Source organism: Mesorhizobium sp. NFR06, from assembly GCF_900115245.1.
Lineage (GTDB): Bacteria > Pseudomonadota > Alphaproteobacteria > Rhizobiales > Rhizobiaceae > Mesorhizobium.
The window spans coordinates 162,685-188,973 of record NZ_FOVT01000002.1 but is presented as its reverse complement, the minus strand read 5'-3'; the positions used below and the strand labels follow the sequence as shown (position 1 = coordinate 188,973).

Annotated in this window: 27 protein-coding genes and 1 pseudogene; 8 read left to right on the top strand and 20 right to left on the bottom strand. The window is 63.7% G+C overall.

Annotated features, from left to right (window positions below):
• Window positions 1–4 precede the first annotated feature (4 nt).
• From F3H96_RS05065 to F3H96_RS05055, 3 genes are all read right to left on the bottom strand, one after another.
• Complete coding sequence (locus tag F3H96_RS05065; protein ID WP_149790839.1) at window positions 5–1,072, bottom strand: class I SAM-dependent methyltransferase; 1,068 nt, start codon at window positions 1,070–1,072, stop codon at window positions 5–7.
• Window positions 1,069–1,923 carry a prolipoprotein diacylglyceryl transferase gene (gene lgt, locus F3H96_RS05060; RefSeq protein ID WP_149790838.1) on the bottom strand — a complete coding sequence of 285 codons (855 nt, stop codon included), beginning with the start codon at window positions 1,921–1,923 and terminating at the stop codon, window positions 1,069–1,071. Before lgt ends, F3H96_RS05065 begins: the two co-directional genes overlap by 4 nt.
• A gap of 106 nt (window positions 1,924–2,029) precedes the next feature.
• Entirely contained in the window at window positions 2,030–2,269 is a 240-nt protein-coding gene (locus F3H96_RS05055; protein WP_149790837.1) for a BrnA antitoxin family protein, read from the bottom strand.
• A 213-nt stretch (window positions 2,270–2,482) separates the two neighbouring features.
• Between F3H96_RS05055 and F3H96_RS05050 the strand changes: the two genes are divergently transcribed.
• The 3 genes from F3H96_RS05050 to F3H96_RS05040 all read left to right on the top strand — a co-directional run bounded on the left by F3H96_RS05050 (window position 2,483) and on the right by F3H96_RS05040 (window position 3,976).
• On the top strand, window positions 2,483–2,785 hold the full coding sequence (locus tag F3H96_RS05050; RefSeq protein WP_149790836.1) for an accessory factor UbiK family protein: 303 nt from the start codon (window positions 2,483–2,485) through the stop codon (window positions 2,783–2,785).
• Window positions 2,786–3,097: 312 nt separating this feature from the next.
• Complete coding sequence (locus tag F3H96_RS05045; protein WP_128258385.1) at window positions 3,098–3,598, top strand: YbjN domain-containing protein; 501 nt, start codon at window positions 3,098–3,100, stop codon at window positions 3,596–3,598.
• A gap of 18 nt (window positions 3,599–3,616) precedes the next feature.
• A complete protein-coding gene (locus F3H96_RS05040; protein WP_149790835.1) occupies window positions 3,617–3,976 on the top strand; it encodes a tRNA-binding protein in 360 nt (119 codons plus the stop codon).
• Window positions 3,977–4,048: 72 nt separating this feature from the next.
• Here F3H96_RS05040 and F3H96_RS05035 read toward each other — a convergent pair whose 3' ends face one another.
• The 4 genes from F3H96_RS05035 to F3H96_RS05020 form a co-directional block, all read right to left on the bottom strand.
• The gene (locus F3H96_RS05035; RefSeq protein WP_149791163.1) at window positions 4,049–5,149 is read right to left on the bottom strand and encodes a glycosyltransferase family 1 protein; all 1,101 of its coding nucleotides are present in this window, start codon (window positions 5,147–5,149) and stop codon (window positions 4,049–4,051) included.
• Window positions 5,150–5,392: 243 nt separating this feature from the next.
• Complete coding sequence (locus F3H96_RS05030) at window positions 5,393–6,808, bottom strand: ATP-binding protein (RefSeq protein WP_149790834.1); 1,416 nt, start codon at window positions 6,806–6,808, stop codon at window positions 5,393–5,395.
• A gap of 53 nt (window positions 6,809–6,861) precedes the next feature.
• Complete coding sequence (locus F3H96_RS05025; RefSeq protein ID WP_149790833.1) at window positions 6,862–7,581, bottom strand: response regulator transcription factor; 720 nt, start codon at window positions 7,579–7,581, stop codon at window positions 6,862–6,864.
• Window positions 7,568–8,095, bottom strand: coding sequence for a MarR family transcriptional regulator (locus F3H96_RS05020; protein ID WP_188131297.1), 528 nt, complete (start codon window positions 8,093–8,095; stop codon window positions 7,568–7,570). Before F3H96_RS05020 ends, F3H96_RS05025 begins: the two co-directional genes overlap by 14 nt.
• A gap of 261 nt (window positions 8,096–8,356) precedes the next feature.
• Between F3H96_RS05020 and F3H96_RS05015 the strand changes: the two genes are divergently transcribed.
• From F3H96_RS05015 to F3H96_RS05005, 3 genes are all read left to right on the top strand, one after another.
• Window positions 8,357–9,250 carry a branched-chain amino acid aminotransferase gene (locus tag F3H96_RS05015; protein ID WP_149790831.1) on the top strand — a complete coding sequence of 298 codons (894 nt, stop codon included), beginning with the start codon at window positions 8,357–8,359 and terminating at the stop codon, window positions 9,248–9,250.
• Between the two features lie 145 nt (window positions 9,251–9,395).
• Window positions 9,396–9,713 (top strand): hypothetical protein, encoded by a 318-nt coding sequence (locus F3H96_RS05010; protein ID WP_149791162.1) that lies wholly within the window; start codon window positions 9,396–9,398, stop codon window positions 9,711–9,713.
• A 238-nt stretch (window positions 9,714–9,951) separates the two neighbouring features.
• The gene (locus F3H96_RS05005) at window positions 9,952–10,590 is read left to right on the top strand and encodes an MBL fold metallo-hydrolase (RefSeq protein ID WP_149790830.1); all 639 of its coding nucleotides are present in this window, start codon (window positions 9,952–9,954) and stop codon (window positions 10,588–10,590) included.
• Window positions 10,591–10,710: 120 nt separating this feature from the next.
• Here F3H96_RS05005 and F3H96_RS05000 read toward each other — a convergent pair whose 3' ends face one another.
• From F3H96_RS05000 to F3H96_RS04990, 3 genes are all read right to left on the bottom strand, one after another.
• On the bottom strand, window positions 10,711–11,133 hold the full coding sequence (locus F3H96_RS05000; protein WP_149790829.1) for a BA14K family protein: 423 nt from the start codon (window positions 11,131–11,133) through the stop codon (window positions 10,711–10,713).
• A 215-nt stretch (window positions 11,134–11,348) separates the two neighbouring features.
• Complete coding sequence (locus F3H96_RS04995; protein ID WP_006202521.1) at window positions 11,349–11,561, bottom strand: cold-shock protein; 213 nt, start codon at window positions 11,559–11,561, stop codon at window positions 11,349–11,351.
• A gap of 237 nt (window positions 11,562–11,798) precedes the next feature.
• Window positions 11,799–12,011, bottom strand: a complete 213-nt coding sequence (locus F3H96_RS04990; protein WP_006202520.1) for a cold-shock protein — start codon at window positions 12,009–12,011, stop codon at window positions 11,799–11,801.
• Window positions 12,012–12,643: 632 nt separating this feature from the next.
• Between F3H96_RS04990 and F3H96_RS04985 the strand changes: the two genes are divergently transcribed.
• The gene (locus F3H96_RS04985; RefSeq protein ID WP_149790828.1) at window positions 12,644–14,278 is read left to right on the top strand and encodes a tetratricopeptide repeat-containing sulfotransferase family protein; all 1,635 of its coding nucleotides are present in this window, start codon (window positions 12,644–12,646) and stop codon (window positions 14,276–14,278) included.
• A 286-nt stretch (window positions 14,279–14,564) separates the two neighbouring features.
• Here the strand turns inward: F3H96_RS04985 and F3H96_RS04980 are convergent, their stop codons facing one another.
• From F3H96_RS04980 to F3H96_RS31485, 9 genes and pseudogenes are all read right to left on the bottom strand, one after another.
• Window positions 14,565–14,918: a DUF1428 family protein gene (locus F3H96_RS04980; RefSeq protein ID WP_149790827.1), complete on the bottom strand. Its 354-nt coding sequence runs from the start codon at window positions 14,916–14,918 to the stop codon at window positions 14,565–14,567.
• Between the two features lie 189 nt (window positions 14,919–15,107).
• On the bottom strand, window positions 15,108–15,524 hold the full coding sequence (locus F3H96_RS04975) for a glyoxalase/bleomycin resistance/extradiol dioxygenase family protein (RefSeq protein WP_149790826.1): 417 nt from the start codon (window positions 15,522–15,524) through the stop codon (window positions 15,108–15,110).
• A 157-nt stretch (window positions 15,525–15,681) separates the two neighbouring features.
• Entirely contained in the window at window positions 15,682–15,864 is a 183-nt protein-coding gene (locus F3H96_RS04970) for a hypothetical protein (RefSeq protein ID WP_149790825.1), read from the bottom strand.
• Window positions 15,865–15,956: 92 nt separating this feature from the next.
• The gene (locus tag F3H96_RS04965; protein ID WP_149790824.1) at window positions 15,957–16,346 is read right to left on the bottom strand and encodes a nuclear transport factor 2 family protein; all 390 of its coding nucleotides are present in this window, start codon (window positions 16,344–16,346) and stop codon (window positions 15,957–15,959) included.
• A 131-nt stretch (window positions 16,347–16,477) separates the two neighbouring features.
• Window positions 16,478–18,004 (bottom strand): ABC-F family ATP-binding cassette domain-containing protein, encoded by a 1,527-nt coding sequence (locus tag F3H96_RS04960; RefSeq protein WP_149790823.1) that lies wholly within the window; start codon window positions 18,002–18,004, stop codon window positions 16,478–16,480.
• Window positions 18,005–18,246: 242 nt separating this feature from the next.
• Entirely contained in the window at window positions 18,247–19,164 is a 918-nt protein-coding gene (locus F3H96_RS04955) for a DMT family transporter (RefSeq protein ID WP_149790822.1), read from the bottom strand.
• Between the two features lie 221 nt (window positions 19,165–19,385).
• A complete protein-coding gene (gene uvrB, locus F3H96_RS04950) occupies window positions 19,386–22,526 on the bottom strand; it encodes an excinuclease ABC subunit UvrB (RefSeq protein ID WP_149790821.1) in 3,141 nt (1,046 codons plus the stop codon).
• A 98-nt stretch (window positions 22,527–22,624) separates the two neighbouring features.
• On the bottom strand, window positions 22,625–23,371 hold the full coding sequence (locus F3H96_RS04945) for a LysR substrate-binding domain-containing protein (protein WP_280177770.1): 747 nt from the start codon (window positions 23,369–23,371) through the stop codon (window positions 22,625–22,627).
• Window positions 23,366–23,467, bottom strand: a pseudogene (locus F3H96_RS31485) (LysR family transcriptional regulator); the annotation flags it as partial. The gene F3H96_RS04945 and the pseudogene F3H96_RS31485, both read right to left, overlap by 6 nt.
• A 189-nt stretch (window positions 23,468–23,656) precedes the next feature.
• On the opposite strand from F3H96_RS31485, the gene F3H96_RS04940 reads away from it, so the two are divergent.
• Complete coding sequence (locus F3H96_RS04940) at window positions 23,657–24,880, top strand: TauD/TfdA family dioxygenase (protein ID WP_188131296.1); 1,224 nt, start codon at window positions 23,657–23,659, stop codon at window positions 24,878–24,880.
• Window positions 24,881–24,893: 13 nt separating this feature from the next.
• On the opposite strand, the gene F3H96_RS04935 is transcribed toward F3H96_RS04940, so the two are convergent.
• Window positions 24,894–26,150 (bottom strand): hypothetical protein, encoded by a 1,257-nt coding sequence (locus F3H96_RS04935; RefSeq protein WP_188131305.1) that lies wholly within the window; start codon window positions 26,148–26,150, stop codon window positions 24,894–24,896.
• Window positions 26,151–26,289 lie beyond the last annotated feature (139 nt).

Here is a 26,289-nt window from a genome sequence, read left to right as displayed (position 1 = left end):
AGCCTCAGGCGGCTCTCGCCGCTGGCAGGATCTTCATCACCTTGAACAACTGGCCCATCGCGTCGGGGCCGGCCAGGCGTTCGACAGCGTCCGAAATGGCTTGACGCGTCCTGGGATCGGCATTGGCGCCGAGCGTGCCGGCGCGCTCGATCAGGCCCATGCCGAGCAGGAATTCGCCCTGGGTCGACAGTTGCACGTCGAGACCGTGAGCGCGCGCCGTATCGGCAAGCGGGGCAAAATCGACGTGGGCGGTGAGGTCGGCTTCACCTGGATTGGCCAGCACGTCTTCACGCTGGTGCCGGCGCAGCGCCTGGAAAGTGTCGCCGATGCCCGGCTGCAGGTGGCCGTAGTCGATGAAGAGGCCGGCGCCACCCTGGCTGGCAATGCGCGCGGCAATGCCCGACATCAGCGCCGAGCGGGCGGGCGCCACTTCGGCGATGGCGCCTTGCGGCGCATCGGCGGCGGCCGCGGGCAGCAATGCCGGGTCGACGGATCCCGCACCGGCGAAGAAGTGCAGTCGATCGGCATCATCGAGGCCGACAACGCGCTCGCGCCAGCCGGCGCCGACATGAACGAACTGCCGGATCGGCAGCGCGTCGAACAATTCGTTGCCGACGATGAAGAGCGGCTGCCGCGGCAGCGTGTCGATGGTTTGGTGCCAGGCCAGCTTTGCGTCCTGTCCGGCAAGCGTCTCTTTCTGGATTTCGACAAGGCGCGGGCTGGTCTCGATCAAGGCGAACGAGGCGTTGCCGACGAGCGCGGGGTCGAGCCGCGACCAGGTGCGCAGCATGTCCTTCATCAGCGTGCCGCGGCCCGGTCCGATCTCGGCAAAAGTCGCCGGCAGGGACCGGCCGGCACGCTGCCATGCCTGGTAAAGCCAGACGGCGACGAGCTCGCCGAACATCTGGCTGATCTCCGGCGCGGTGATGAAGTCGCCGGCAGCGCCGAAGGGCTCGCGCGTGGTGTAATAGCCGGCGTCGGGATCGAACAGGCAGAGCGCCATATACTCGCTGACCGGGATCGGCCCCGTTGCGCCGATCAGGCCTTTAATGCGCTCCTTCAACCCGGTCATGCCGCCTGCGGCCGTGCCATCGGCTTTGCGGTGATCATGGCCCAGATGCCGGCGAGCACCATCGGCGTGGACAGGATCATGCCCATGGTCAGCCAACCGGTTCCGAGCAGATAGCCGAGCTGCTGGTCGGGCTCGCGGAAGAACTCGACGAAGATGCGCGACAGGCCGTAGCCGCAGATGAAGGCCCCGCCGACGAAGCGCGGCGTCTTCAGTTTCAGGCGCGAATGGGTGAGGAAGCGCAGGACCAGGAAAAGCACCAGGCCTTCCAGAAGGGCCTCGTAGAGCTGGCTGGGGTGGCGGGTGAACGGACCGCCATTGGGGAATTCAATCGCCCAGGGCACGTTCGAGGGCCGGCCCCAAAGCTCCGAATTGATAAAGTTGGCGACACGCACAAGGCCAAGACCGACCGGCACGCCGGCGGCGACCACATCGAACAGCGTCCAGGTGTGGATGCGGCGCCTGAGCGAAAACAGCGTCATGGCGAGGATGACGCCGAGCAGGCCGCCATGGAACGACATGCCGCCCTGCCAGACCGCGAAGATGTCGAGCGGATGCGCGATGTAGCGCGGCAGGTCGTAAAACAGCACATAGCCGGTGCGCCCGCCGAGCACGACGCCAATCGCCGCCCAGACGATGAAGTCGTCGAGATCCTCGGGCTTCATCGGCCGATTGCCGTCCGGCCAGAGGCGGGGAGTGGTGACGAGGCGCTTGGCGTACCACCAGGCAAAGAGGATGCCGACGATATAGCCGACGCCGTACCAATGCACCGCCAGCGGCCCGATATGGACGATGACCGGATCGATGTTGGGGAAGGGCAAGGAGGCCAGCGGCAGCAGGAAATATTCGCTCAAACAGGGGCCTCCCGGTTGCGGTCGTTCGTCGGGCGCGGACCATGCGGCAGGGTTTTGGCGGGGTCAAGGCAGGCGGTGGTTACATGAGCGACGACAGGTTGCGGTCTCAGCCCCGCGGTTTGCTGGCGACAATTTGCCTTAAAGCGTCGTTGATCCTGTCCTGCCAGCCGGGACCATCTTCTTGAAAGTGATCCAGCACAGCTCGATCGATCCTGATCGAAACAAGTTCTCTGGCGTTCGGAGCGCCAGCGGGCTCGCGAATTGGGGCAACTGGTTTTTTGGCCGGCTTGAAGGCGGCTTCTGCGGCGGCCATCGGATTTGTCGGTCGGCGCGGTGGTGTTGCCATAGGTTGACCCTGAGGAGTGCTGAAGCGATACGCCACAATAAGCGATTTGGCGTCCTCAAGTACAGCTTGGGGCGATTTGAAAGCCTGGCGTAGGCATGGCGTAGGCATGGCGTCGCCATGCGCCATAGCAACGCACAGCACGCACCAACCCTTAACGTTCTTGCATTCCGCTTCGCGCGCCACTACGTCAAAACGGTCAAGCGAGGACCTGCCATGTCGACCGGACCGAACCGCATTCTCGACGAATTCGCCAAGCTGATGACCGATGCCGCGGGCGCCGCGCAGGGCGTGCGGCGCGAGGTGGAGACTGCGTTCCGGGCGCAGGCCGAGCGTATGCTCAACTCCATGGAGGTGGTGCAGCGCGAAGAGTTCGAGGCCGCGCGCGAGATGGCGGTCAAGGCGAGGGAAGACAACATCCAGTTGGCGGCGCGCATCGAGGCGCTGGAAGCCAAGCTCGCCGAACTGACCGGACAGGCCGCACCTGCGGGTGCGTCGAAGCCCCGCGCAAAAAAATAATCACTAAACTTTTCCACATAGCGCGATCCGAAAAATCGCTTTGCCGTGAATCATTTACCGGCATTGTATGAATCTTCGTGACAGCGGCTTTCCACATGCGGACGAGGCAGTGCGAAAAATTGGGCTGTTCACGCGACTCCCGATCAATAGACTGAATTTGTTGCATGATTCGAAGCAGGGTCATGCGCCGGGCGGTGGGGTCCGGTTAGGTCTTTGCGTTGAGAAGTCCTGGCCGTCCGAGTTCTAGACAAGATTGTTCGTCGTGTGTGCCCCGCGGAGCGTGTGGCGCTCCCCTGAACACAGGAAGCATTCATGGAACTCCTCGAACTCGAAATCTCCCGCGAAATCCACCCGGTGGACGTCATCGAGCAGGTGGCCCACAACAATGACTGGTCCTTCGAACGTGCCGGCGACGACGAGATTTCGATTTCGGTGGCCGGCAGCTGGACCGACTACCACGTTTCCTTCTCCTGGATGGAGGATTTCGAGGCGCTGCACCTGGCCTGCGCCTTCGACATCAAGGTGCCGGAGACGCGGGCGCTGGAAGTGATGCGGCTGTTGTCGCTGATCAACGAGCAGATGCTGTTCGGCCATTTCGACCTGTGGGAGCAGGAGGGCGCTATCATGTTCAGACAGTCGCTGCTGCTTGCCGGCGGGGTCGAGCCTTCGAGCCAGCAGGTCGAGGTGCTGCTGTCCTCGGCGCTGGAAGCCTGCGAATGCTATTTCCAGGCCTTTCAGTTCGTCGTCTGGTCGGGTACATCGGCCAAGGACGCGCTGTCCAGCGTGCTCTTTGAGACGCATGGAAACGCCTGAACCAGGCAGGCATCACCGATGAGTTCGAGCAGCGAGCGCAAGCCCGAGATCAGCTTTGCCGATTTCGACCGTGTCGACATCCGCGCCGGCACGATCATCGAGGCCGAGCCGTTTCCGGAGGCGCGCAAGCCGGCATTCAAGCTGAAGATCGATTTCGGTCCGGTGATCGGGGTGAAGAAGTCATCGGCGCAGATCACCAAATACTACGCGCCGGAAACACTGATCGGGCGCCAGGTCTTTGCGGTGGTCAATTTCCCGCCGCGCCAGATCGGTCCGTTCATGTCCGAAGTGCTGACGCTCGGCTTTCCCGATGAAGAGGGCGCGGTCGTGCTCGGCGCCATCGAACGCAAGGTGCCGGATGGCGGCCGCTTGTTCTAGAGCATGATGCCGAAAAGTGTGAAGCGGTTTTCGGACGACATCATGCCCTATCTCTTTGATTTAGAGCCGGATTCAGATTTCAGGTCGACTCGACCTGAAATCTGAATCGGGCTCTAGGACCAGCCTCGGTCTGCCGGCAGCCACCGCATCCTGATCGGCCAGCTTGCGCGGCATTCCCAGCGCTTCCTCGACCGCCTCGAGAAACATTTCGGCGCAGGCCTGCCAGCTGTAGCGCATGGCGCGCTGGCGCGCCTCGGTGCGATCGACGTGAAGCGCCTTCATCGCTGCCTCGCCCAGATCGTTCGATACCGCTCCGCCAACGCCGTCGCCGACGATGTCGATCGGCCCGGTCACCGGATAGGCGGCGACGGGGGTTCCGCTGGCCAGCGCCTCGATGATGACGTTGCCGAACGTGTCGGTGCGGCTCGGGAAGACGAAGGCGTCGGCCGACGCGTAGATCTCGGCCAGTTCGTCATTCGGACGGTGGCCGAGGAAATGCGCATCGCGATAGCGCGCCTTGAGCTTTGCCAATTCCGGACCTTCGCCGACGATAATCTTGCTGCCGGGCAATTCGAGGTCGAGGAAGGCAGTCAGGTTCTTTTCGATCGCGACGCGACCGACGCACAGGAAAACCGGGCGCGGGAATTCGGTTTCCTTGCGCTTGTCCGGCCGGAAATGGTCGGTATCGACGCCGCGCGTCCAGGGCCTCAGCTTGGTGAAGCCGCGCGCCGCGAGATCGTCCGCCAGCGATTTTGTCGCCACCAGCGTGCCCTGTCCGGAATTGTGGAAGTCGCGCAGCCAGTTATAGGCCCAGCTCTCGGGCACCGGCAGGCGGGCGCCGAGATATTCGGGGAAGCGCGTGTGGTAGCTGGTGGTGAAGGGGCGGCCGGTCCTGCGGCAATGGCGGCGCGCCATGATGCCGAGCGGGCCCTCGGTGACGATGTGGATGTGGTCGGTTTTCGCGGCCTCGATCAGGCGCGCGACACGGCCAGGCGTCGTCAGCGCCAGCCGGATGTCGGGATAGGTCGGCATCGGCAAGGTGCGAAAGAGGTTCGGCGTCAGGAATTCGAGCGTGACGTCGAAGGGTTTCAACGCCTCGGTGAGGCGTTCCAGCGTGTGCACCACGCCATTGACCTGCGGCCGCCACGCGTCGGTGACCATCAGGATACGCATGGCGATCCCGATACGCGTGGCGATCCCGATGCGCATGACGGCCCTTTGCCGCGATAGTTCCTGAGCGCGCCGGCGCGGTGCCGGAACGGCAACCAGGCAGCAACTCGCGCTTCGCTCCAGCGCACCCGGGCAGGTACTGGATCGAAGCGGGGCGGCACAGCCGAATCGATAAATGTCGCGCGCTTCATGCGCGCTCTTGACCACGAATTCATGACGGGCCGATGAACCCATCTTTGCCCGGATTTACGCTGGAACCTTGATCACGGCGCGCAGACCGCCGAGCGGGCTGTCTTCAAGCGTGATGTCGCCGCCATGGCTGCGGGCGATGTCGCGGGCGATCGACAGGCCGAGCCCGGTGCCGCTGGCATCGAGGTTGCGCGCCTCGTCGAGCCGTAGGAATGGCTTGAATACCTCTTCGCGCTTGTTGGGGGCGATGCCCGGCCCGTCGTCGTCGATGGTGACGGTCAGCGAGCCGCGGCCGTGGCTGGCTTGGACCTCGACTGTCTTGGCATAACGGAAGGCGTTGCCGATGACGTTCGAAAGCAAACGGGCGAAGGCGTTCGGCCGCACGTGCACGGTCGGATCGCCGGTAAGCGTCGTCGCAAGCTTGCAGCCGCGCAAATGCGCTTCGTCGCCGAGCTTCTGGAAATAGGTCTCGAGGTCGAAGCGGCCGGTGTCCTCCGCGGCCTCGCCACGGGCAAAAGAGAGGTAGCCTTCCAGCATCGACTGCATGTCGTCGATGTCCTGGTTGAGCGCGGCCTTGGTCTCGGGTTTGCCGCCGGCCAGCGCCAGCTGCAGCTTGAAGCGGGTGAGGATCGTCCTGAGGTCGTGGCTGACGCCAGTCAGCATGGCGGTGCGCTGCTCGATCTGGCGCTCGATACGCTCGCGCATCTGGATGAAGGCGAAGCCGGCGCGACGGACTTCCTCGGCGCCGCGCGGGCGGAAATCGCGCGGCATCGGTCGGCCCTTGCCGAAACTTTCGGCGGCCTCGGCGAGCGTCAGGATCGGCCTGATCTGGTTGCGCAGGAAGGGGATGGCGATCATCAAGAGCACCAGCGAGGTGCCGACCATCCAGATCAGGAAGATGTGGGTGTTCGAGGCATAAGCCTGGCTGCGCCGCACGAAGACGCGCAGCACCTTGCCTTCAAGCTGGACGCGGACTTCGACCACATTGGAGTTGCCGACCGTGTCGATCCAGAACGGGCGGTTGATCTGCTTTGTGATCTCTGAAGACAGCGCCTCGTCGAGGATCGAGAAGAACGGCTTCGGGCCGGGCGGCGGCAGCGGATCGGGCGGCAGCAGATCTACCTTAAGCTGCATGCGGTCCTGGGCAATGCGGATGATGTTGGCGTAATCGGCGTCGTGCGGATAAGTCTCCATCATGTCGATGACGGCCGCTATATCTGCGATGGTCGCCTGCGACAGGCGCTGGGTGACCGTCTGCCAGTGGCGTTCCATGAAGACGAAGGCGACCACCGACTGCAGCAGGATCATCGGCGCAATGACGATGATTAGCGAGCGGGCGTAGAGCCGCTTCGGCATGTAGAGCGCGACCAGGCGCCAGAACCGGTTCCAGGCGCGCGGCATCGCCCTCAGCGTTCGCATCGCCAGATCGCCGAGGCCGCCCCCTTCAGGCTGTTCCAGTTGCGTGGTCGCCATTCGCCCTTCCACTCATCGACGGCCTGTTCAGCAAAGGGCCGTCGAGAAGTAACTTATTCCACGCTGAGCCGATACCCAATACCGCGCACCGTCTGCAGCCATACCGGATTGGACGGATCGCGCTCGATCTTGCGGCGCAGCCGATTGATCTGCACATCGATGGTGCGCTCGCCGACATCGGATTCGTCACCGACCAGCTCATGGCGCGGTATGGTCTCGCCCGCTCGCGCGGCGAAGATGGCGAGGATCTCCTGCTCGCGGTCGGTCAGCTTCAGCGCCTCGCCGCCGCGCTTCAACTCGCGCTTGGCGATCTGGAAAGTATAGGGCCCGAAGACCAGCTGTTCGACCTTGGGCGTCGCTGCCGGGCCGCCACGGCGCAGGATGTTGTTGATGCGCAGGATCAGCTCGCGCGGATCGAACGGTTTCGGCAGATAATCATCGGCGCCGGCTTCCAGCCCGGTTATGCGGCTGTCGGTCTCCGACAGCGCCGTCAGCATCAGGATCGGCACGTTCTTCTCGGCCCGCAGCGCCTTGGTGAGGTCGACACCGGTTTCGCCCGGCATCATGACATCGAGCACCAGCAAGTCGAAGTCGAGCCCGGCGAGCTTGCGCCTGGCCTCGCCGGAATTGCCGGCGACGGTGACGCGAAAGCCGTTCTCGGTCAGATATTGCTTGAGCAGGTTACGGATACGCGTGTCGTCATCAACAACCAGAAGATGCGGCGCGTCATCGTCGGGCGCAGCCGGATGATCAACCTTCTCAATGGTCTCCATGGTTCTTCCCCGATGTTTGCGCAGGCACAATGTCGATCTGCGCTCTTAGTTCCGGATTGACCATCGCTTCCAGGAATCGCTCGATCGTGGCGCGTTCGGTGGTTCCGGAATCCTCCAATGCCGCACGGATGCGGCGCGACTGTGGCCGCGCCAGCGCCAAGGCCAGGGCGCGACCCTTGGCGGTCGGGTAGAGTTCGCGCTGCCGGCGGTCGCGCGGACCCTGCACCTGGACGATATGATCGGTGTCGATCAATTGCTTCAAGACCCGCGCAAGGCTCTGCTTGGTGATCTTCAGCACATCAAGCAATTCGGCGACGGTAAGGCCGGGCCTGCGGTTGACGAAGTGTAGCACACGATGATGGGCGCGGCCGAAGCCGTAATCGGCGAGGATCTGGTCCGGATCGGAGGTGAAATCGCGATAGGCGAAGAAAAACAGTTCGATGATGGCGAAGTCGATGCCGTCCTCATCGGTGATCGCTGTCCTGATCGGTTTTGCGGCTGCGGGGCTCGTCATCATTTCTCCATGCGAGGCGGCAATTATGTCAGTACTATTGACGTAATTTCCCGGCAATGATAATTTTTGACAAGCTTTTCGGCGGATTGCGAACGAAAAGGCAAGCGCAAGCCGTTTTTCCGGAACTTCCTGAGTTTGCCACGAATTGAATATCCGCTTACGCTTTCACGCACTGGCCAGCGTCTCGCATCCTTTGGCGGGGCCGGCGCGAAAGTCTATTTGACACAACGATTTGCGGGCGCCCGCCCGCGGGAGGTTTCCATGGCATCCGTTCCCTTCGATCAATTGGACGGCTTCATCTGGATGAACGGCGAGTTCGTCAAATGGGCCGACGCCAAGATCCATGTGCTGACCCATGGCCTGCACTATGCCAGCGCCGTCTTCGAGGGCGAGCGCGCCTATGGCGGCCAGATCTTCAAGCTGACCGAGCACAATGAGCGCCTGCATGAATCGGCGCGCCTGCTTGGCTTCAAGATTCCCTACCCGGTCGCCGAGATCGATGAAGCATGCCGGACGCTGCTGAAGAAGCAAGGCTTTCAGGACGCCTATGTTCGTCCGATCGCCTGGCGAGGCAGCGAGCAGATGGGCGTTTCGGCGCAGAACAACCGCATCAATTGCGCCATCGCCATCTGGCAGTGGCCGAGCTATTTCGACCCCGCGCAGAAGCTCAAGGGCATCCGCCTCGATGTCGCCGAATGGCGTCGACCCGATCCGCGCACCGCCCCATCCAAGTCGAAGGCCGCCGGACTCTATATGATCTGCACACTGTCCAAGCATGCCGCCGAGGCCAAGGGTTATGCCGACGCCATGATGCTCGACTGGCGCGGCCAGGTGGCGGAAGCCACCGGCGCCAACATCTTCTTCGTCAAGGACGGCAAGATCCATACGCCGACGCCCGACTGCTTCCTCGACGGCATCACCCGCCGCACCGTGATCGGCCTGGCGAAGGACCGCGGTCTCGAAGTGATCGAGCGCGCCGTCATGCCGGAAGAGCTCGAGGGTTTCGAGCAATGCTTCCTAACCGGCACGGCCGCCGAAGTCACGCCGGTTTCGGAGATCGGGCCATACCGATTCGAGGTCGGCGAGATCGCCAAGACATTGATGAACGACTATTCCGCCGCAGTGCAACCAAAGCACGCCATCGCCGCAGAATAGCGATAGTCACAGCTTTTTTGTTAAAAAGGGGCGGTTTTCGAGCCGCCCCTTTCATTTAAGCTTTCGTGCATTTGACTTTCCAGCGGTTCGGCGTCTCATGATGGTGTCGGCCCGCGAGGCTGGCGGCTATGGAGGGACCAATTACATGGATACGAACACGCTCGTTGCGATCGTTATACAGGTGATTACGGGTGTTATCGGCGGTCAGGCAGTCGGCGCGGCGCTGAAGCAAGCGGCGATGGGTCAGCTTCCTAAAATCCTCGGCGGAGCGATTGGCGGCGTCGGCGGCGCGGCCATCCTGGGCAGCCTGCTCGGCGGCGGTACGGTCGATCCGGCGGCGGCAGCAGCGGCTGCCGGCGGACTGGGTAGCGCGCTCAACATTCCAAACATCGTCGGCGGCGTTGGCGGTGGCGCCATCCTGACCGCCATCATCGGCGCGGTCATGAACGCGATGAAGAAATAGGCCCGGACATACCCCTTCGGCCTGCGCATGGGCGGCTTCGGCCGCCCATTTCTTTTCGAGGATCATTCGTCTCGGCCGACGGTGGACGCGGCCCGCCATGGCCTCTACATCAGGGCGACATCTGGAGCGGTTCACCGTTGCACGAAAACGGCAAACCGCTCCCTCTCGTTGTCTTTGGCGCAATTCCAGGCGAAAAACCGTGTCACACTTTTCCTGGAATTGCTCGAGAAAGGAAGCCATGGGTCAGCTCAATGCGGGCATCGTGCCGGTCACGCCCTTCCAGCAGAATTGCACCATTCTCTTCGACATGGACGACAGGAACGGCGTCGTCGTCGATCCGGGCGGCGATGTCGACCAGATACTGTCCGTGCTAAAGGACAATGCCATCACCGCCGGCGCGATCTGGATCACGCATGGCCATATCGACCACGCCGGCGGGGCGATGGACCTGAAGGATGCGCTGGGCATCGACATCATCGGACCGCACGCGGCCGACAAGTTGTTGCTCGACAACCTCGAGAACCAGGGCAGCCGCTACGGCATCGCCGGCGTGCGCAATTGCGTACCGGACCGGTTCCTAGCCGAAGGCGACACTGTGTCGTTCGGCAATCATACGTTCGAGGTGCTGCATTGCCCGGGGCATGCGCCGGGGCATGTCGTCTACTACAACCGCGCGGCGAAGTTCGCGCATGTCGGCGACGTGCTGTTTCGCGGCTCGGTCGGGCGCACCGACCTGCCGGGCGGCGACCACGCGGCACTCATTGCATCGATCAAGGAAAAGTTGCTGCCGCTTGGCGACGATATCGGCTTCATCTGCGGCCATGGTCCGGGCAGCCGTTTTGGCGACGAGCGGCGCACCAATCCATTTTTGACCTGACCGTGCAAGCAAAAGAAAAGCGCCGCTGGAGGCGGCGCTTTTCTTGGGCAGGGAACTCTACTTTGTCTAGCTCTGGATGGAAGGCTACCGCGAAGGCGCCGAACCTGGCCGTTTTACTTGTCAGTTGGCAACGCAGAAGTGTTGGTCGCCGTCACTGCCGGTGAAGGTGCCGGTCCGCGAATTGAAAGTGCGGTAACGGTCCGAGCAATACTCGTACCATTCGCGGGTCCACGGCTCTGCATAGCGGTCGGCGTAGACGACGCGCGGCTGCACGTAGTAGCGACGCACGGGCCGATCGACATAATAGCCGTCATCATAGCCGCCATCGTAGGCGGGAGCGTAATATCGCGGTCCGGGGTTGCTGAGCGCGCTGCCGATCAGGGCGCCTGCCGCGAGGCCGACAACGCCGGCGGCGAGGGCATCGCCATGGTCGCGGTGATGATGGCGCCAGCGCCAGTCGTCGGCATTGGCTGCCGAGAAGGTGGCCAAAGTGGTCGCGGCGATGCCGGCGGTCAGGATGGCTGTCTTGAGAAAACGGTTCATTTTCGGTCTCCTTCGCGCCGGCCCGCGCATTTTTCAGGGGATGCGAACCGGCTTTAGCAAAGGTTAATAGAGGACCGTGGCTGAACGGAGGCTGAATGGAAATCGGCGAAAACGATTTTTCGAGGCTTGGTGGTTGTTCGAGGCCTGGGCACAACCCGTTCCGGGCGGGAGCAGTCCCGCCTGAAAAGCCTCCGTCGGATCCGTCGCGAGCCGGCTCAGCCGATCGACAGATTGACGGCCTTCGGACCCTTGCCGCGCTTGTCCGGCTCGGTGTCGAATGTCACTTTCTGCCCATCCTCAAGACCGGGAAGGCCCGACGCCTGCACAGCCGAAATGTGAACGAAGACATCCTTCGCGCCATCATCGGGCGTGATGAAGCCGAAGCCCTTGGCATGGTTGAAGAATTTGACGGTGCCGGTCTGCGGCATGGGAAACTCCTTTGATCCCATCAAGTCAAGTCTCGGGCCGGCAAACTGCCCGAGAGGAAATTTGTCCTTTATTTTAGCGCTATCGGCAAGAGAAAGTTTTCGCCTGCCGATCCAAGCATTTGCGCGCAAAAAAGGCGCGACGGTTCGGTCGCGCCTTTGCAATTTCGAGCCTCTCCACAAGCGTCTTCGCGATCCTGCCGCATCATTGCATCCGCAAGGACAGGGCGGTTCGGACGATCAGGCGGCGCGCAGGTTGACCGCCTTCGGGCCCTTGCCCATGCGGTCCGGCTCGACGTCGAAGGTGACCTTCTGGCCGTCGACCAGCGTGCGCAGGCCAGATGCCTCGATCGCGGAAATGTGGACGAACACATCCTTGGCGCCGCCATCCGGCGTGATGAAGCCGAAGCCTTTGGTGGCATTGAAGAACTTTACGGTACCGGTCTGGGCCATTGGGGAAAACTCCTTCACCCGTGTCAGTCTTGTGTGGTTTGCCCGCTGCCTCGCGCCTTGGGCAAATCCCGGTGGTTGCTTCGGCGGTCATGCATTCGCGCATGGTCAAACCCCCCGCCGAAAAACGGGGTTGTCAGAGATTCACACTTATCGGGGAAAGGTCGTCCAAAACGTTCCGCTCTCCGGGTCGCAAATGCCCGAACGTGATTTTTATTACACGGAAACGTGATGGTTGCAAGACGACGGTCGCGGACGGCCCGCGGCGCGACCAACGCTGGCCTCGATTAGACCCGGTCTCGTCACCGGTCATCGGCCAGAGACGGGCCAAGCATGGGCCAGCGCGAAGGCTGTCGAGCGCCCACCTTCAGCCCAATGGTGGGTGCGTTTGCCAGGGGAGGGCGAAGATATCGCTAGCAGCATCGCGGCCCGGCCGTGCTGAGAAGATTGCGGTGACCGTCTCCACCGGCGCATATGGACACCGCACGCGCGTGGTGGTTAGCCTTGAATCTCTTGCCCGCATGGCTTAGGTCCGGCGGACCAACAAATATGGCAGGTTTCCCATTAACAGAGATCACAGAAGAGCGGCAAACGCGGGCGGCAAGCCAGGGTCGGCGAGCCCGCTCGATCCTTATGTGCAGCGGGCGCTGCAGATGCACCAGGGCGGCCGCCGTCAGGAAGCCGAGGCGCTCTACCGGCAGGTGCTGGGCCAACAACCGAACCATGCCGCCGCATTGCACTTCCTCGGACTGCTGCTGCACCAGACCGGTCGCAGCGAGGAGGGGCTCGATCTCATCGAGCAGTCGGTGACCCTGCAGCCCGGGAACGCCGATTTCCTCAACAATATGGGCACGGTCATGCGCGACCTCGGTCGTCTCGCCGCCGCCGTCGATTTCTTCCGCGGCGCGGTGGACATCCGGCCGGACCAGCTGGCAGCGCGCGACAATCTCGGCTCGTCGCTGAAGCAGCTCGGCCAGTTCGAGGGCGCCGAAGAGATCTATCGCGGAACGATCGGCCGCAACCCGTTCCACGTCCGCGCCCGCACCGGCCTTGCCGAGACGCTGCAGGAGGCCGGGCGGCTGGATGAGGCGATCACGCTGTTTCGCGAGTCATTGTCGATCCGGCCCAAGGATGCGGAACTGCTTTACGGGCTCGGCGTGGCCATGATGGAGAAGGGCAAGCTTGCCGAGGCCGCTGATCTGGCACGTCAGGCGGTGGCAATCGCTCCGAACATGGCGAAGGCGTGGTTGCTGCTCAGTCAGGTCAAGCGCCAGACCGAACGCGACAAGGAGCTTTCCGGCATGGAGGCCGAGCATGCCAAGGCGCCGCAAGGCAGTCTCGCGCGCATGCAGCTCTCCTTCGGTCTCGGCAAGGTCAATGACGACCTCAAGGACTACGGCCGCGCCTTCGACTATTTCGCCGAAGGCAACGCCATCCGCCGCCAGGGCATCGACTACGATCCGGTGCGGACGCAAGGTGAGTTCGCGGCGATGAAGGCGGTCTTCGACAAGGCCTTTTTCGAGAAGCACAGGCCCAGCGACATTTCCGACGACACGCCGATCTTCGTCGTCGGCATGCCGCGCTCCGGCACGACGCTCGTCGAGCAGATCATCGCCAGCCATCCGCAGGTCTATGGCGCCGGCGAGTTGAGCATCCTGAAGACGGTCGTCGGCAAGCAGTTTCCGATGAACATGCCAGGCGGCTTCCCGGCCGGGATCGCCGACATGGCCGACCGTGCTTTCGGCGAGGCGGGCCAGGCCTATCTCGACATGGTGCACACCCGTTATCCCGGCTCCCGCCATGTCACCGACAAGATGCCGGGCAACTTTCTTCTGATCGGCTTCCTGCACATGATGCTGCCGAAGGCCAAGATCATCCACTGCGCGCGCGACGCCGCGGCCACCTGCCTGTCGATCTTCAAGGTGCATTTCCGTGGCGACAGCCATCGCTACGGCTACGATCTCGGCGAGCTCGCCGATTTCCACAATCTCTATGCCGACATCATGGCGCATTGGCGCAAGGTGCTGCCAGGCGTCGTGCACGATGTGCGCTATGAGGATTTCGTCGCCGACCAGGAAGGGCAGACCAGGGCGCTGATGGCGCATCTCGGCCTGCCCTGGGACGACAAGGTGCTGTCCTTCCACGAGACCGACCGGCCGGTGCGCACGGCGTCGGCGGCGCAGGTGCGCCAGCCGATGTACCAGGGCTCGGTCGATCTGTGGAAGCGCTATGGCGACAGGCTCAAGCCGCTGCTGGATCGGCTGAATTAGCGCATCGGTCATCGGTTGGCTAAAGCGCCCGAACTTTGTCATCCACGGGTGGAGCAGCCGCGAAGCGGCGTCGCGAAGACCCGAGGTCCATTCCGTGACCTTGCGCGAAGGGCGGCGCAGAACAGAGGTCGTTCTGCACCGCCGTGACGTTTATAGGTAGCAGAATGGATCCTATGGTCTGCGCCGCGTCGCTTCGCTCCTTGCTCCGCTATAGGATGACGACCTCACGAGCGTTTCGGCCGATCGCAAAGGATTGCAATCTGCCATCCTGCCGTGCGCCAGTTCCTCAAAGCTCCACGAACGGCTGGAAGCCGCCGAAGATCATGCGCTTGCCGTCGAAGGGCATGGTCTCCCAATCGGGTTTCAAGCGCGGATCGGCCATCACCTTGGCCATGACCGCATCGCGACTCTGTCTGGACTCATAGACGACCCAGGCGAAGACCACGGTCTCATCGTCCTTCGCCTGCACGGCACGCGGGAACGAGGTCAGTTCGCCGTAGGGCACGTCGTCGCCGACGCACTCGACATAAGCGAGCGCGCCGTGCTCCATCCAGACGGCGCCGGCGGTCTCAGCCATTTTCTTATACGCATCTAGATTTGCCTTCGGCACGGCAAGCACGAAACCATCGACATAGGACATGGTGAACTCCTTGGTTGGGCGCGGCTCTCCCTTCGCTTCCCTGCGGGAGAAGGTGGCCGAGCGAAACTCGGTCGGATGAGGGGTGTTCCAGCTTGGCGCCAAGCTACCCCTCACCCGGATTGCCAGCCGAATTGCGAAGGGCAATTCGGGGCAATTGGACCTCTCCCATAGGGGGAGAGGTGGACGGGCTCACGCCACCGGCGCGTTCATCGCCCAGGCGATGCCGAAGGGGTCTTTCACCTGGCCCCAGCGGTCGCCCCAGAACATCACCTGCAGTGGCGTGACGACTTCGCAGCCGGCATCGACCGCGCGCTGCCACCAGGCATCGATGTCGTCGCTGCCGAGATGAAGCTGCAGCGTGTAGCCCTGCGCCGCCTGATGCGGATGACCGTGTTCCGGATAGGCATCGCCCAGCATCAGCGTCGAGCCGTTGACATAGAGGTGGATATGCATGGTGCGCCCCTTGTCGTCCGGCGGATAGGCAAACACTTCCTCCGCGCCGAAAGCCTTCTTGTAGAATTCGGCGGCCTTGATGGCGCCGTCGACCTGCAGGTAGGGGGTCAATCCGCCAAGGACCTTGGCGCGGGGCGGGGTCTGATCGTTCATTCTCGTGTTCCTCTTCACGGGTTGATCCGGCTTGCGGCCCGAAGGACGGGTGAAGCGGCGGCGATCCTACATGGCCTGCGAAAGATTTTTGAAGTGCCTGGCGCGGGCAGTCCGGGCGGCCGCGCGGCTCGAAGACAATCGCATTGGAAGCGCGACTTTATATGACCTTGGCCGAGAAGGTGGCGGCGCGGCGGCTTTCCCGCGTCTCGAAAATCTCCGGAAAGCCGATGTCCTTGCGCAGTTCGCTGGGCAGCGAAAGCAGGATGCGCTCGCTTCGATGACGGGCGCGCGCCGTGGCATAACGGTTGGCAAGACGGCCGATGGATGACAGGACCGACATGGCAGTTTCTCCCTGGTTGATGCCGGCATCATCGTGTCGGCAACCCAAGGACGAGGCGCGAATTGGCAAACCGACAGATCGCCGCGATTTTTTTAGAACACCGACGCGGCCAGCGCGGTGTCGTAATATTCCACCATCTCGATGATCCGGTTGTCGCGGACCGTCCAAAAATTGGCGGTGCGCATCACGAACTCCTCACCGGTGGCGCGGCGTGTCATGTGAATCTCGACCTGCGCCGCGACCTTGTCGCCAGCGTCGATGATCTCGACCGGGACAAAGTGCCGGTACTCGAAGTCGTCGTCGAGCGCCAAGAGCCTGGCCAGGAATTCCTGCTTGCCGTGCGCGGTGCCGGCATGACGCGATTGCCGAGGATCGGCAATCCAGCGGAATACGACGTCGTCGGCGCACTGCGCCAAGGCGCCCTCGATGTCGCGGTCCGCATAGGCTTTGTAGAGATTGCTGACGATTTCCACTGCACGCATGGCCGTTCCCTCCATGGCTAAGCAACGCAACATGCTCCTTTTTTAGTAGGTGGAAAAGTATTGCGACCTGGCAACAACTGGCCGCCGGGCCGCTGCACTTCGAATGTCGGCCCGGCGAACGTGCCGTTCTCTCAGGTGGGCATTTCGGCGACCGCGCGGAAGAACTCTTCCGGATCGTCGACATCGCTCAGCCGCCGCTTCTCGATCAGCCAGAAGCGATTGCCGACGGCGCGGATGAAGGAGCGGTCATGGGAGGCGAGCAGGCAGCTTGCCTGATGCTTCAGCAACTCTTCCTCCAGCGCTTCCTGGCCGTCGATGTCGAGATGGTTGGTCGGCTCATCGAGCAGGTAGAAGTTGGGATGGATGAGCCTGAGCACCAGCATCATCAGCCTCGACTTCTGTCCGCCGGACAGCATGCCGATCTTCTTCTCCTGCATCTCGATGGCGACGCCGGCGCCGGCGAGCAGCGAACGGGCGCGCTGCTCGCCGACCTCGAATCGGCGCGAGACCATCGCCAGCGGCGTGTCGTCGCCACCAATGCCCGACAGCGCCTGGTCGCTGTAGCCAAGCACGGTCGACGGCGTCACTTTGACGTTCGCAACCGACCCCGGCTCGGCGATGGCGTTGCGGATCATCGCCATGAAGCGCGACTTGCCGACGCCGTTGCGGCCGAGCAGCACGATGCGATCGTCCTGGCAGATGTGGCGCTTGCCGGTCCTGAACAGCAGCGTGCCGTCGGGGGTTTCAACCGCCGCGTCCTCCAGCGTGATCAGCACCTTTGCGTGGGTGCCGCGGTTGGCGAGCCGGATCGCGCCGGCCGAGCGCTCGCGATGCGCGGCCACCGCTGCATCTTCGAGCTTCTCGGCCCGTTCCTTGAGCTGCTTGGTTTTCACCGTCAAAAGGTCGCTGCCGGAATTGATGCCGATGTTGTTGAGCTTGGCGGCCTGCTTGCGCAGCTGCTGCGCGATCTTCATGCCGCGCTCGAACTTGCGCGCGGTCGAGGCATCCAGTTCGTCGAGCGCCTGCCTGGCGCGCGAATAGGGCAGCGCGAACACCGGCGATTCTTCCGGGCGCAGGAACAGCGTGCGGTTGCTACTGGCGTCGAGGAAGGCGCGATCGTGGCTGGCGATGATCACCGGCACTTCGCGCGGCAGCGCGTTGAGCCATGTTTCCAACCGGCTGATCTTGGCGAGGTCGAGATGGTTGGTCGGCTCGTCGAGCAGAAGCACGTCGGGATCGGTGACCCAGGCGCGCGCGATCAGAGCCAGCCGTTGCCAGCCGCCGCTCAAGGCGCGGATCGGCCGGGTGCGCAATTCCTCGGGCACGTCGAGCGAGTCCAGAACCACGTCGACGCGCCAGAGTTCGTTCTCGTGCTGTTCGGATGGCAAGGCATCGGCGACCGCCTGATGGAAGCTGCGGTCGAGCAGTGCATCGGCGACGGATTGCTCGACATGGCCGACACGCAGGCCGCGCGACCGGGTGACGTCGCCAGCGGTGGGTTCGAATTCGCCGGCCAGGCATTTGAGCAAGGTGGACTTGCCACGGCCGTTGGCCGCGACGATGCCGAGCCGGTCGCCGGCGCCGATGGTGAGGTCGAGATTGGAAAAAAGCGGCGCACTCATGGTGACGCCGAGGGATTTGAGGCTGATCAGGGCCATGGTCGATTTCTCTGGTCGTTTGCCGGAGTCCGGCTCAATGCACTTTGACGGTGCGCCGGCCGGCCATCAGGCCAGGTTCAGCGGCACCACGAAGGGCAGACCAAAAAATCGAAACGGGAAAACCCGGACCGTCCTGGTCAGCCCTGCAAGCAAGCTCGCAGGGCACAAATCGGGCCACGCTGACGATGGTGATCGATAAACACGCAGCCCTCCTTTCCTGGACGTTCGAGTATGGACACCGGTTACACCACTGGCGTGGCCGATGGCAAGGGCACGGCCTGCGGCAGCGATTTGGCACGGCGCGGAAAGGGGTCGAGCACGAGCACGCAGCCGACAACGATCGCCGCCGCGCCAAAGCCCTGGATGGCCGAGAGCGGCTCCTTGAGCAGCATGGTGCCGACCAGAACAGCGACCACGGTCACCGCGAATTCGACGCTGATCGTCTTCGTGGCGCCGATGCTTGCCACCAGGCGGAAATAGACGACATAGGTAAGCGCGCTCATCACACAGCTCAGAACGACGAGGTAAAGGAAATCGACGGCGCGCGGCATAGCCGGTACCGGGACGAAGAGCAGCAAGGGCAGCGTCATCAGCCCGCCGAAGAGGAAAGCGGCGCTGGTCACTTCGAGCGAACCGACACCACGAAGATGGCGGCTGGCATAATTGCTGCCGAAAGCGGCCGAGAACGAGCTGAGAAGCGAGGCGCCGCAGCCGATGAGGAAGGAAGATGTCACCGGCACCGCAGGAAAGCCGACCAGGAGCAAGATGCCGGCGGTGCCGATCAACAGCCCCGACAGCCCGCGCAGCGTTATGCGCTCCAGGCCCCAAAGCTGGCCGAGGATCATCGAAAAGAGTGGAATGGCGGCGACGAGGATGGCGGCCGTCGCGGTGCCGATGCGCGGCGTGGCGAAGGAAAGCCCGATCAGCTGGGCGGCGACCGTCGTGGCGCCGACCGCCGCAAAGTGACGCCAGCCGGCGCTGAAGTCGAGCCGCCGGCGCGAGGCGATCGCCAGCATGAACAGCGCGCCGCCGGCGATCAAGGCACGCAAGGTCACAGCGCCGATCCAACCGAAGGCCTGGACTGTCTTCAGCAGGACGAGGAAGGAAAGGCCCCAGGTGAGGGCCAGGAAGACATAGGACGCGATGTCTTTGGGTTTCATGGTGGATGGCGAGGAGGATTGGGAGCGATGCGGGAAGCCGTCGCCTAGCGTTTGCGCGCGCCCATGGCAAGCAGAGCCTGATGGGCCAGGCTTCCTTGCGGCTTATGTGGGAATGGATGTCTCGGGATCCATTCACCGTTCACGGAAACGGCGAAAGCTCCATCTCTTTGTTTTGACGCAATTCCTGACGGAAGACGGTGTCACGCTTTCCTGGAATTGCGCTAGTGCCCCGGCCGGCCGGTCTTGCCCGGCCGGCGCTTCTGGCGACGCTCGTCGGCCGCGTCCTCGTAGGAGCCGATGCCGGCGCGCTGGCGGACGATTGGTTTAGAGGAATCGTCGCGTTCCTTCGCGCCCCCCTCTGTCCTGCCGGACATCTCCCCCGCTTGGGGGGAGATAGGCTTTGGCTTCGCCGGTACTTTTCCTTCGACTGGTTTTTCCGTCCGCCGCACCGTCATTTCGTCGAGCGAGTTCTTCTTGAACAACGGCTTGGTGCGATCGCCGGGAATGCCGAAGTCGGAGCCATGCGCTTCCTGCGCCGACTGCTTCTTGAACAGCGAGCGGGACACCGCGCCGGCCGGTGTCGGCATGTCGGTGCCTGGCCCCATGTCGTCGATCGACGGCTTGGCGAAAAGCGGCTTCTTCATCGGCACGGCGCCATCGGCGCCCATTTCGTCGAGATGCGGCTTGCGGAAGAGGTTGGGCTTGGCGGCCTTGGCCGCCTCTTCGGCGGCGCGTGCCTCGTCGAGCTCGCGGAACCGCTCCTGTTCCTCGACCGCGCGATGCTTGGCCACGCCTTTGTTGTGCTTGCCCTTCTCGCGGCCCGAGGCGGGACTTTGGGCTTCCACCTCGCGCGCCAGCGGGTCGTCGGAGATGGCAAGTTCCATCTCGCGCAGCCGCTTGATCTCGTCGCGAATGCGAGCCGCCTTCTCGAAATCGAGATTGGCGGCTGCATCGCGCATCTGCCTGTCCAGCGCCTCGAGATGGGTCTTGAGATTGTTGCCGATCATCGCACCGGCGTCGTCGGTGAACTGCGAAATGTCGGCGCGGACATGGTCTTTCTCGTAGACGGAATCGAGGATGTCGGCGATGCGCGACTTGACCGATTCCGGCGTGATGCCGTTGGCGGCGTTCCATTCCATCTGCTTCTCGCGGCGGCGGTTGGTCTCCGCCATCGCCCGTTCCATCGAGCCGGTGATCTGGTCGGCATAGAGGATGACCTTGCCGTCGACGTTGCGGGCGGCGCGGCCGATAGTCTGGATCAGCGAAGTTTCCGAGCGCAGAAAACCTTCCTTGTCGGCGTCGAGGATGGCGACGAAGCCGCATTCGGGAATATCGAGGCCCTCGCGCAACAGGTTGATACCGACCAGCACGTCGAAGGCGCCGAGGCGCAGGTCGCGCAGGATCTCGATACGCTCCAGCGTGTCGATGTCGGAGTGCATGTAGCGGACGCGGATGCCGTTCTCATGCAGATATTCGGTCAGATCCTCGGCCATGCGCTTGGTCAGCACCGTGACCAATGTGCGGTAGCCGGCCCTGGTCGTTTCACGGATCTCGCCGACGACGTCGTCGACCTGGGTCTTGGCCGGATGCACCTCGACCGGCGGGTCGATCAGACCGGTCGGGCGGATGACTTGCTCAGCGAAGACGCCGCCGGACTGCTCGAGTTCCCAGCCGCCGGGCGTTGCCGAAACCGCGACCGAGAGCGGGCGCATGGCGTCCCACTCCTCGAAACGCAGCGGCCGGTTGTCCATGCAGGACGGCAGGCGGAAACCGTATTCGGCCAGCGTCGCCTTGCGGCGGAAGTCGCCGCGATACATGCCGCCGATCTGCGGCACGGTGACGTGGCTCTCGTCGATGAAGATCAGCGCGTTGTCGGGCACATATTCGAACAGGGTCGGCGGCGGATCGCCCGGCTGGCGGCCGGTGAGGTAGCGCGAATAGTTCTCGATGCCGGCGCAGGAGCCGGTCGCCTCGAGCATCTCCAGATCGAAGCGCGTGCGCTGCTCCAGCCGCTGCGCCTCCAGCAGACGGCCAGCCTTTTCAAGCTCTTGCAGGCGGTGCTGCAGCTCCTCCTTGATCGACTTGATGGCCTGATTCAAGGTCGGGCGCGGTGTCACATAGTGCGAGTTGGCGTAGATCTTGACGCTCTTCAGCTCGCCGGTCTTCTGTCCGGTGAGCGGGTCGAATTCGGTGATCGCCTCGATCTCGTCGCCAAACATCGAGATGCGCCAGGCGCGGTCCTCTAGGTGGGCGGGGAAGATTTCGATCGTGTCGCCGCGCACGCGAAACGAGCCGCGCACGAAGTTGATGTCCTGGCGTTTGTATTGCTGGGCGACGAGGTCGGCCAACAGGGAGCGCTGGTCGAGCCGGTCGCCGACCTGCATCTGGAAGGTCATTGCCGTATAGGTCTCGACCGAGCCGATACCGTAGATGCAGGAGACGGAGGCGACGATGATGACGTCGTCGCGCTCGAGCAGCGAACGCGTCGCCGAATGGCGCATGCGGTCGATCTGCTCGTTGATCGAGGATTCCTTCTCGATATAGGTGTCGGTGCGCGGGACGTAGGCTTCCGGCTGGTAATAGTCGTAATAGGAGACGAAATACTCGACCGCGTTTTCGGGGAAGAATTTCTTGAACTCGGCATAGAGCTGCGCGGCCAGCGTCTTGTTGGGCGCCAGGATCAAAGCAGGCCGCTGCGTCTCCTCGATCACCTTGGCCATGGTGAAGGTCTTGCCCGAACCGGTGACGCCGAGCAGCACCTGGGTGCGGTCGTTCCGGTCGACGCCTTCGACGAGGTCCTTGATCGCGGTCGGCTGATCGCCCGCGGGCTCGAAATCCGACACCATCTTGATGGCGATGCCGCCTTCCGACTTTTCCGGGCGGGCCGGACGGTGCGGCGTCCACAGCTGGCCGTCCTTGTGCAGCGGATTGCCGGATTCGATCAGCGCCGACAGCGCGGCCACCGTCGCCGTGACGCCGCTCGAGGAAACCGACTCGGCATCCTCCAGGCTGATGTCGAGGCCGGCCACCGGGTTGAGGCCGGCGGCCGCGCGTTCCTTCGCCGAGGCCGCACCGCCCATCGAGGTGCCGCGCGCCGTGCGCCCGGGCGCTGACGAGCGCTCGGGGATCTTCTTCGGGGCCTTTGCCTTCGGCTGCTTTTCCGCCTCGCGCTCGATCTGTCCGGCCCAATCCGCGATCGAGCCAGACAGCGGCGCGCCGGCAAAGTCAGCCTGCGGCGCCTCGGAAAAACCACCCGGCTGCAGCGGCTCGGCGGCATCGAGGAATTCCGTCAGCGGACTGCGCCGCTTCGGCGCGTCATCTCGCGCCGGCGAAGGCGTCTTCTTGTCAGGGTGTTTGGCCATGGCCCGAATATGGGAGGACTCGGCCAAAATGGAAAGAGCGGAGTGAAAGGCGCCGGCCGCTCGCGGACGCTGCTGACAGGAGGCTGTCAGGAGATGCGTCATGATCCGTTCAGCCGGAGACCGTCCGCAGTCGCAACCGCTGCAAGCGCCGCGGCGACTGCGGCAGCGCGGCGGGCCTTCGGCCCGTCCACGGGCCAGACCAGACGGCGTCTGATCGTCAATGCCGGAACATCGCGCGCGATCTCGACGAGATGGTTGGAGACAAGATGCTGCCCGAGCACCAGTTCGCTGGCAAGCAGCGCGCCCATGCCGGAGATCGCGGCCTGCGCTGCCAGGACGGTCAAGGGGAACCGCGGCCCGTGGTCGAGGTCTTTCCGCTGCAGACCGGCAGCGGTGAACCAGTCCCGCCACGTGGGATAGACGTCGTCGCCCATTGTCGGGTCGATATGCAGCAGAGGCAGGCGGTCGAGCACCGCTGCGCCATCCTGACCGAAGCGGTTTCGCAGCAAGACCGGGGCGCAGGCCGGGATCACCCTTTCAGTGAAGAGGTCGGCCGATGCGAGATACTTCGCCGAGCTGTTCCGGTAGCTGATGGCAAGGTCGACGCCTTCCTCCAGCATCGAGTCCAACGCGATCGACACGACAATGCGCACGTCCAGCTTGCCGAGGGCAGCACGGACATTGCCGAGGCGCGGCGCCAGCCAAAGCGAGGCGAAGGAAGGATCGGCCGAGATAGTGAAGGTATCGGCGCGGCGCTCGAACCGCAGCCGCCGCAGCCCAGCGGCCAGCGCGTCGAAGCCGCGGTCAATGTCGGGCAGTGCCGCTTCGGCAATTCGCGTGAGCACGATACCATTGCCCTGGCGCCTGACCAGCTTGACGCCAAGCCGCTGCTCCAGCTGCCGCAATTGATGGCCGACGGCGCCCGGCGTGACACCGAGCTCGTCGGCGGCGCGTCAGGCTGCCGGTGCGCGCGGCGGCGGCCAGCGCTCGCAAAGCCGACAGCGGAAGTTCGCGAAGCAGCGTCATGGATTGAGTTTATCTCAAAACTTGTAAAAGCAAACTCGTTTGCACGAAAGGAGATTGCAGACCTAGCGTTGTTGAAGTCAGCTCAACTCAGGAAGGTCATCGCCATGCTGGATATGCAAACACAGTCCGTTCCCGTCGATCAGGCTCTCGCGCCGCCGCGCTCCTTGCGGTCGATGCGCAACGAAGGGATGCGCGTCGCTGTCGAATTCGATGATGGCAGCGCCGGCAGGCTGTCGATGCAGTGGCTGCGGCTTGCCTGCGAATGCGAGATATGCGGCGACACCGCTTCCGGAAAGCGCTGGCTGACGCCCGCCGACGTTCCTGCCGATACCCGCGCAGCCTCGATCGAAATCTCGTCGGGCGAAAAAATGGACGTGGTCTGGCAGGACGGCCATGTCTCGCGCTTCGCGACGGGCTTTCTGGCCGCTCATGCCGGGCAGGCAGACGACCAGGGCGCGGCACGATTCCGGCCGGCGCTGTGGAGCAGCGATCTCGCGGCTCGGCTCGGCCGCTTCGCTTTCGACGCGGTGGTCGAGGACGACGAGGCGCTTTTCCAATCGCTGCGCGCCTTGCGCGACCACGGCATCGCGATGCTGACCGGCGTCCCAGCCGAGCCCGAGGCAACGCTGCGTGTCGCCGGCCGCTACGGACCCGTGCGCGAGACCAGCTACGGCAAGGTGTTTGATCTCATCTCACGACCGGACGCCCGGGTGGCCGGAGAGACGGCGCGCGCGCAGATCCCGCACACGGATGAGCCGTTCCGCTATTCACCGCCGGGTTTCATCTTCTTCCATGCCATCAGGACCGGCGCCGGCAGCGGCGGCACCTCGTTGATGGTCGATGGCTTTCAAGTCGCCGAGCGGATGCGCGCCAACACACCGGCGCTGTTCGACGTGCTCGCGCGGCATGGCGTGACGTTCCATCGTGAGCACGCCGGCGAAGTGTTCTTCAGCGCCGAGGCGCATGTCATCAGCCTGGATGCGAGCGGCGCCGTCACCGGCATACGCTACAACGACCGCTGCCTGGCGCCACAGGCCGGTTCGATCGAGGAGATCGACGGCCTGATCGAGGCGCTCGCCGAACTGACGCGGCTGATCTGCGACCCGGCCAACCAGTTCCAACACCAGCTGCAGCCCGGCGAGGTCCTGGTCTTCGACAATCAGCGGGTCATGCACGGGCGCACCGCCTTCGACCCGACGCTGGCGGTGCGGCATCTCAGAAGCTGCAACCTCGACCGCGACGGCGTCCACAGCGCCTTTCGCACCCTGGCGCGGCGCTTCGCGCCGCAAGAGGCCGAAGCGGTGCTCTATCAAGGCGCTATTCTTTAGGCGCGGAACTGGTTCAGTTGAACCACAGCGCGAAAGTCAAGAAGCCGGCGCCGCCGAACTCGCGCTGGATCTGGTCGAAATCGTCGCTGCTGAGGATCTTACCGGTTTCGAGATAGGGCGCGATGCCGGGGCCGGTGATCGACAGCACGAGATCAAAAGGCTTCGGCTCGTCGAAGAACCGCTTCATGCTGATGCCTTTGCCGGCGATGCGGAAATGCGGCAGCAGCACGCGGCCTTCGAGAAGATCCTCGGCCACCGTCAGCGTGGCGAGCCAGGCCTGCACTTGTTCCTGGCCGACCTCGAGGCCGGTCAGCGGGCTGACGCCCTTCTGCTGCGGTCCGGGCAGCCACTCGCGGTCGTTGTCGGTCTCGGCCAGGATCGCCTTCCAGTCCTCGCGCGACAACCGGATCATCTCCAAAAGATGGCGGCGCGCGGCCTGCCGGCGCTCCGGCTCGACCACCGGCCAGTTGACGAGATGCACGAGAGAGATGAAGTCGGCGAAGCGCCATTCCGAGGTGAAGATGTTGCCGCTCATGCCGCCGTCCAGTGGCACCAGCGCATCCTGCAGCGGCAGTTTCGCGCGCGGGAACAGCATGTGAAACGAGCCGTCGAAGGCGTTGCGGAAATCATGCGCCAGCCAGAAATCGGCCTGCGCCATCAGGAATTCGGCGTAGCCCTGCAGCCAGAACCCGTCGGCGCGGTCGAAACGGAAAGCCAGCGAAGGCGCGGCGTCGCTGGTGTCGATGCTGCCGCGCGAGAGCGAGGCCATGATGGCTGCGACGCTTTCGTCCGGCGTGAGCTTGCCATCTTCGTTGAGGTCGATGCCAACATGGGTGAGGTCGACGATCATGCCGATGTCGGCGCCTGCAGGGACGGAGCCGAGCGTGGCGGCGGATTTTTCGAGCCGGTCACGGAAGGCGACCAGGATGGCGCGGAATTCTTCGTAGGTCAGCGGTTCCGGGTTGGGATTGTCCGGCACGGGCAACTGCATCAGCGGCAGCATGAAGGATTTCGGACTCTCGAAACCGTGGCGATGCAGGCCGCCGGCGAGGAGTTCCAGGGCGGTGAAGAATTCGCCGGCGCCGGCGGCATAGGCCGATGCCGGGTCCTTGGCCGCGGCCGCCTCCAGCGTCGACAGCGCCGTGTTCCGGTCGGTCACGCTCTTCGCCTCGAACATCGCCTTGGCCGCGTCCGGCATCTCCGCCCAGGCGAGGGACACCGGCAGGAACACCGACAGGGCGGCCGCAAAGACAGTCTTCAGCAACATTATCGTCCTCCACTGCGTGACTTGGCGGAGCATACACGTATTTTGATCCGACCGAGCCATGTTGATGTCCGTTGTCGGATCATTCGGCGGCCGGCTTCTACCAACTCGTCGGACGGTCTACACAGGGCAGAAATGGACGGGG

Excerpts from the sequence above, each read along its gene's own strand:
- F3H96_RS05065 (WP_149790839.1), bottom strand. The coding sequence starts at position 1,072 with ATGACCGGGTTGAAGGAGCGCATTAAAGGCCTGATCGGCGCAACGGGG.
- F3H96_RS05055 (WP_149790837.1), bottom strand. The coding sequence starts at position 2,269 with ATGGCAACACCACCGCGCCGACCGACAAATCCGATGGCCGCCGCAGAA.
- F3H96_RS05050 (WP_149790836.1), top strand. The coding sequence starts at position 2,483 with ATGTCGACCGGACCGAACCGCATTCTCGACGAATTCGCCAAGCTGATG.
- F3H96_RS05045 (WP_128258385.1), top strand. The coding sequence starts at position 3,098 with ATGGAACTCCTCGAACTCGAAATCTCCCGCGAAATCCACCCGGTGGAC.
- F3H96_RS05040 (WP_149790835.1), top strand. The coding sequence starts at position 3,617 with ATGAGTTCGAGCAGCGAGCGCAAGCCCGAGATCAGCTTTGCCGATTTC.
- F3H96_RS05035 (WP_149791163.1), bottom strand. The coding sequence starts at position 5,149 with ATGCGTATCCTGATGGTCACCGACGCGTGGCGGCCGCAGGTCAATGGC.
- F3H96_RS05030 (WP_149790834.1), bottom strand. The coding sequence starts at position 6,808 with ATGGCGACCACGCAACTGGAACAGCCTGAAGGGGGCGGCCTCGGCGAT.
- F3H96_RS05025 (WP_149790833.1), bottom strand. The coding sequence starts at position 7,581 with ATGGAGACCATTGAGAAGGTTGATCATCCGGCTGCGCCCGACGATGAC.
- F3H96_RS05020 (WP_188131297.1), bottom strand. The coding sequence starts at position 8,095 with ATGACGAGCCCCGCAGCCGCAAAACCGATCAGGACAGCGATCACCGAT.
- F3H96_RS05015 (WP_149790831.1), top strand. The coding sequence starts at position 8,357 with ATGGCATCCGTTCCCTTCGATCAATTGGACGGCTTCATCTGGATGAAC.
- F3H96_RS05010 (WP_149791162.1), top strand. The coding sequence starts at position 9,396 with ATGGATACGAACACGCTCGTTGCGATCGTTATACAGGTGATTACGGGT.
- F3H96_RS05005 (WP_149790830.1), top strand. The coding sequence starts at position 9,952 with ATGGGTCAGCTCAATGCGGGCATCGTGCCGGTCACGCCCTTCCAGCAG.
- F3H96_RS05000 (WP_149790829.1), bottom strand. The coding sequence starts at position 11,133 with ATGAACCGTTTTCTCAAGACAGCCATCCTGACCGCCGGCATCGCCGCG.
- F3H96_RS04995 (WP_006202521.1), bottom strand. The coding sequence starts at position 11,561 with ATGCCGCAGACCGGCACCGTCAAATTCTTCAACCATGCCAAGGGCTTC.
- F3H96_RS04990 (WP_006202520.1), bottom strand. The coding sequence starts at position 12,011 with ATGGCCCAGACCGGTACCGTAAAGTTCTTCAATGCCACCAAAGGCTTC.
- F3H96_RS04980 (WP_149790827.1), bottom strand. The coding sequence starts at position 14,918 with ATGTCCTATGTCGATGGTTTCGTGCTTGCCGTGCCGAAGGCAAATCTA.
- F3H96_RS04975 (WP_149790826.1), bottom strand. The coding sequence starts at position 15,524 with ATGAACGATCAGACCCCGCCCCGCGCCAAGGTCCTTGGCGGATTGACC.
- F3H96_RS04970 (WP_149790825.1), bottom strand. The coding sequence starts at position 15,864 with ATGTCGGTCCTGTCATCCATCGGCCGTCTTGCCAACCGTTATGCCACG.
- F3H96_RS04965 (WP_149790824.1), bottom strand. The coding sequence starts at position 16,346 with ATGCGTGCAGTGGAAATCGTCAGCAATCTCTACAAAGCCTATGCGGAC.
- F3H96_RS04960 (WP_149790823.1), bottom strand. The coding sequence starts at position 18,004 with ATGGCCCTGATCAGCCTCAAATCCCTCGGCGTCACCATGAGTGCGCCG.
- F3H96_RS04955 (WP_149790822.1), bottom strand. The coding sequence starts at position 19,164 with ATGAAACCCAAAGACATCGCGTCCTATGTCTTCCTGGCCCTCACCTGG.
- uvrB (WP_149790821.1), bottom strand. The coding sequence starts at position 22,526 with ATGGCCAAACACCCTGACAAGAAGACGCCTTCGCCGGCGCGAGATGAC.
- F3H96_RS04940 (WP_188131296.1), top strand. The coding sequence starts at position 23,657 with ATGCTGGATATGCAAACACAGTCCGTTCCCGTCGATCAGGCTCTCGCG.